Origin of the sequence: Streptomyces turgidiscabies Car8 (assembly GCF_000331005.1) — a bacterium.
Classification (GTDB): Bacteria; Actinomycetota; Actinomycetes; order Streptomycetales; family Streptomycetaceae; genus Streptomyces; species Streptomyces turgidiscabies.
In genome coordinates, this window is the sequence record NZ_AEJB01000181.1 from 1 (window position 1) to 3,754 (window position 3,754).

4 protein-coding genes are annotated in these 3,754 nt (G+C 71.5%); 3 read left to right on the plus strand and 1 reads right to left on the minus strand.

Annotated features, from left to right (window positions below):
- Positions 1-929 (plus strand): methylmalonyl Co-A mutase-associated GTPase MeaB (meaB, locus tag STRTUCAR8_RS11245; protein ID WP_006375776.1); only part of this gene is annotated, 929 nt, incomplete at its 5' end.
- 44 nt (positions 930-973) lie between these two features.
- Here meaB and STRTUCAR8_RS11250 read toward each other — a convergent pair.
- Positions 974-1,783 (minus strand): sulfotransferase family protein, encoded by an 810-nt coding sequence (locus STRTUCAR8_RS11250; protein ID WP_179200501.1) that lies wholly within the window; start codon positions 1,781-1,783, stop codon positions 974-976.
- 165 nt (positions 1,784-1,948) lie between these two features.
- On the opposite strand from STRTUCAR8_RS11250, the gene STRTUCAR8_RS11255 reads away from it, so the two are divergent.
- Both STRTUCAR8_RS11255 and STRTUCAR8_RS11260 read left to right on the plus strand, forming a co-directional pair.
- A complete protein-coding gene (locus STRTUCAR8_RS11255; protein ID WP_006375779.1) occupies positions 1,949-2,614 on the plus strand; it encodes a hypothetical protein in 666 nt (221 codons plus the stop codon).
- A 72-nt stretch (positions 2,615-2,686) separates the two neighbouring features.
- Positions 2,687-3,415 (plus strand): DUF1775 domain-containing protein, encoded by a 729-nt coding sequence (locus tag STRTUCAR8_RS11260; protein ID WP_006375778.1) that lies wholly within the window; start codon positions 2,687-2,689, stop codon positions 3,413-3,415.
- Positions 3,416-3,754: the final 339 nt, after the last annotated feature.

Sequence of the window (3,754 nt, forward strand, 5' to 3'; positions counted from 1 at the left end):
TCGCACGGGCCATCACCCTCGTCGAGTCGACCCGGCCCCAGCACCGGGCGCTGGCGCAGGAGTTGCTGACCGCGCTGCTCCCGCACAGCGGCCGGGCCCGGCGGATCGGGGTCAGCGGTGTGCCGGGTGTCGGCAAGTCGACGTTCATCGACGCGTTCGGCACGATGCTGACCGGGCTGGGGCACCGGGTGGCGGTGCTCGCCGTGGACCCGTCGTCCAGCCGTACGGGCGGCTCGATCCTGGGCGACAAGACCCGGATGGAACGCCTGGCCGTCGACCCGGCCGCCTTCATCCGGCCCTCCCCCACCGCGGGCACGCTGGGCGGGGTCGCCAAGGCGACGCGTGAGTCGATCGTGGTGATGGAGGCGGCGGGCTACGACGTGGTGCTGGTGGAGACGGTCGGCGTCGGCCAGTCCGAGACGGCCGTCGCGGGCATGGTCGACTCGTTCCTGCTGCTGACACTGGCCCGCACCGGCGACCAGTTGCAGGGCATCAAGAAGGGCGTCCTGGAGCTGGCGGACGTCATCGCCGTCAACAAGGCGGACGGCCCGCACGAACGCGACGCCCAGGCCGCCGCCCGGGAACTGGCGGGCGCCCTGCGGCTGATGCACGGCCGGGACGCGGCCTGGACACCGCCGGTGCTGACGTGCAGCGCGCGCGAGTCGACCGGCCTGGACACCGTCTGGGACCGCCTCGAACAGCACCGGACCCTGCTCGACTCGGCAGGCCGTCTCACCGCCAAACGCCGTGACCAGCAGGTCGACTGGACCTGGGCGATGGTCCGCGACGACCTGCTGGGCCGCCTGCACGCCGACGAGGCCGTACGGGCCCTCACGCCGGGCCTCGAACAGCAGGTGCGGGACGGCGAGTTGACGGCCACCCTCGCCGCCGAGCGCATCCTGAGGGCATTCGGCGGCGGGAGCCACTGACCGTACGGACGCCCGGGCCGGTCAGCGCCGGACGGGCGGCCGTCTCAACAGGGGTAGCCCCAGGTGCGGGCCAGGTCGCGCAGGGCCTCCGGCACGTCCTCGGCGGCCGGGAGCGGCCGGGCCTTCTGGATCCTCCCGGACTTGATGTTCTCGCTCCAGTCCCCGATGAACGGCACGAAGGGGCCGTGGTCGCCCTTCTGGTAGTCGAGCATCTTCGGCGTCCAGGGCACACCGAGATAGCCGCAGAGTTCCCGGGTGACCGCCTCGGGCCGTTCCGTCAGGTCCTCGTAGCGGACGGTGAGGCCGTCGAGGCCGTTCCGGGCCGCTTCGACCGCCTCGACGTACATGCGGACCTCCCGTACGGTCGCGCCGAGGTCGCGGTCGGGACGGTTGTTGATCAGGGAACTCACCATCGAGGCGGGGTGGCGCAGCAGGAAGACGTACCGGGCCTTCGGCCAGCCCTCCGCCAGGCGCTCCCAGAACCCCGCGTTGCCGGGTGTCTTGTCCACGATGATCTGCTTCCCGCTGCGCACGAGCTCCCGGTGCAGGATGCGGTCCCACAGCAGGTACTCCAACTCACGCCGGTCCAGGTCGAGTTGCGCCATGGCCTTGCCGGTGTACGGCTTGGTGAGGTCGACGGCCAGGGTGCGCAGGTGCATCTCGTGCGGCGCCCGGATCTGTGGGTGGCTGTTGAGCAGGACCCGCAGGAGTGTGGAGCCCGAGCGCACGGAGGAGATCACGAACACCGGGTCCTGGACCAGCCGGTGGGCGGACTGCGGCACAGGTGGCTCCGCGAACTGCCGTACCCGCCGCCTCAACCCGCGGGCCACTCGGCGTACTTCCGGACCGACCATGACCATACCCGTGCCTCCTTGACCCCCCGATGTACAGAAACCCCACTCCCCCTTGGGTACTTGACCATCCTGTGACCAATGCCTGGGCCCGCCATGGGAATGGAATGAGAAATTCCTGAGACCCGGACCCTGCCCGGCCGCCGCATGGTTGATGATGGGCGGGCCATGACCATGCTCCGTACGCCCACGACGCGCTCCGCGCCACTGCCCGTGTTCCGGGCGGCGGTGTTCGCCGTCGTCGGCACGGTGCTCGGGGTCAGCGCGCATCATCTCGTCGCCGAGGGGCCGGCCCCGTGGCGGTCGAGCGTGACGGCGGCGGTGCTGCTGTTCGCCGTGGGACTGGCCGGCACCCGGCGCCCGCGTTCGCTCGCCGCGGTGGTGGTGACCAGCGCGACGGCGCAGACCGGACTGCATGTGTGGCTGACGGCCGTTCACGCACGCCCGACGGGGGTCACCTCCGCGGCCATGTCCATGGGCGCTCATACGCATCATGCGATGCCTGCCCATGGGACCTGGCCCGGGCGGCTGCACGACTCGGCGACGATGACCGTCCTCCACGCCGTGGCCGCCGCCCTCGTCGCCGTGCTGCTGCACCGCGCGGACGCGGCCTGCTGGTCGCTGGCGCGCGGTCTGACCGGGGCCGCCGACGCGGTGCGGACGCGGATCGCCACCGTACGGGCACTGCTCGACGGCCTGCCTGTGCCGACCGGGCGCGGATCGCGGGCACGCCGCCCGCGTCCGACGGAGCCGCCGCCGCTCCAGGCCGTGCTCCTCGCGAACGTGCTGGTACGGCGGGGTCCGCCGCCGGCGTGGTCCGCCCACGCCAACTGACCCTGCCGGAACGCCCCGAAGCAGATGGGCCGTTCCGCGTCACCGCACACCCGGAAAGACCCGGAGACACCCATGTTCACTGCCCCCTTCCCACGCGGCACCGCGCGACGCCTGACCCTCGCGGCCGCCGCGGCCGGCACCCTCGTCCTCCTCACCGCCGGGCCGGCCGCCGCCCACGTGGAGGTCGAGTCCGACAAGGCTCAGGCGCTCGCGGAGAACGTCGAGATCTCCTTCGACGCGGAGGCGGAGTCCGACACCGCCGGGATCGCCGCGGTCCGGGTGATCCTGCCCGAGGGCATCGCGCCCGGCGACGTGACCTACGGCGAAGGTCCCAAGGGCTGGAAGTTCACCGCCTCCGACGACGGCTACACGATCAAGGGTGCGGCCCTGAAGGCCGGTGTGAACGCCGAGTACTCCGTCGTCGTACGGCAGCTTCCCAATGTGAAGGAGCTCGCCTTCAAGTCACTGCAGACCTACAGCGACGGCAAGATCGACCGCTGGATCGAGCTGGACGAGAGCAGTGAGCAGCCCGCGCCGGTGCTCAAGCTGAAGGCCGCCGCACCGGGTGCGAAGCCGGTCAGCCCGTCGCCGAGCGAGCCTGCGTCCGAGTCACCGACTCCGGCCGCGTCGCCGACACCCACGGCGGAGGCCACGGAGGCATCGGCCTCCCCGGCGGCGGAGGCGAAGAGCGACGACGACGGGATGTCCGCGGGGGTCTGGATCGGCATCGGGGCTGTTGTGGTCGTGGCGGCGGGTGCGGCTGCCTATCTCGTACGACGCCGGGGAGCCGGCCGGCAGTAACAGTCCGGCACCCCAGCCCGTCCGGCGTTTGAGGACGAGGCCCGTTCAGGGCCGATAGCGGGGGTCTGGGGGCGGCAGCCCCCAGTGGGGGTCCCCCCTCTGGGGGAGGGACGGGTAGGGGTATGCCCGCAAGCTCATGCTGCAGCGTTGCGCCGACAACTAGACCGGCGAGCACGTCTACGAAGTCCGTGGGCTCAACTCCAACGGAACCGCATACATCACCGGGTGGAAGTTCGACGAAGCACTCGACATCCCAACCGGCCACTACTTCTGTGAGCTGGTCCCTGACATGGCCGACGGCAGCGGCGGCACTGCACGCGCCGTCACCATCTCGATGGA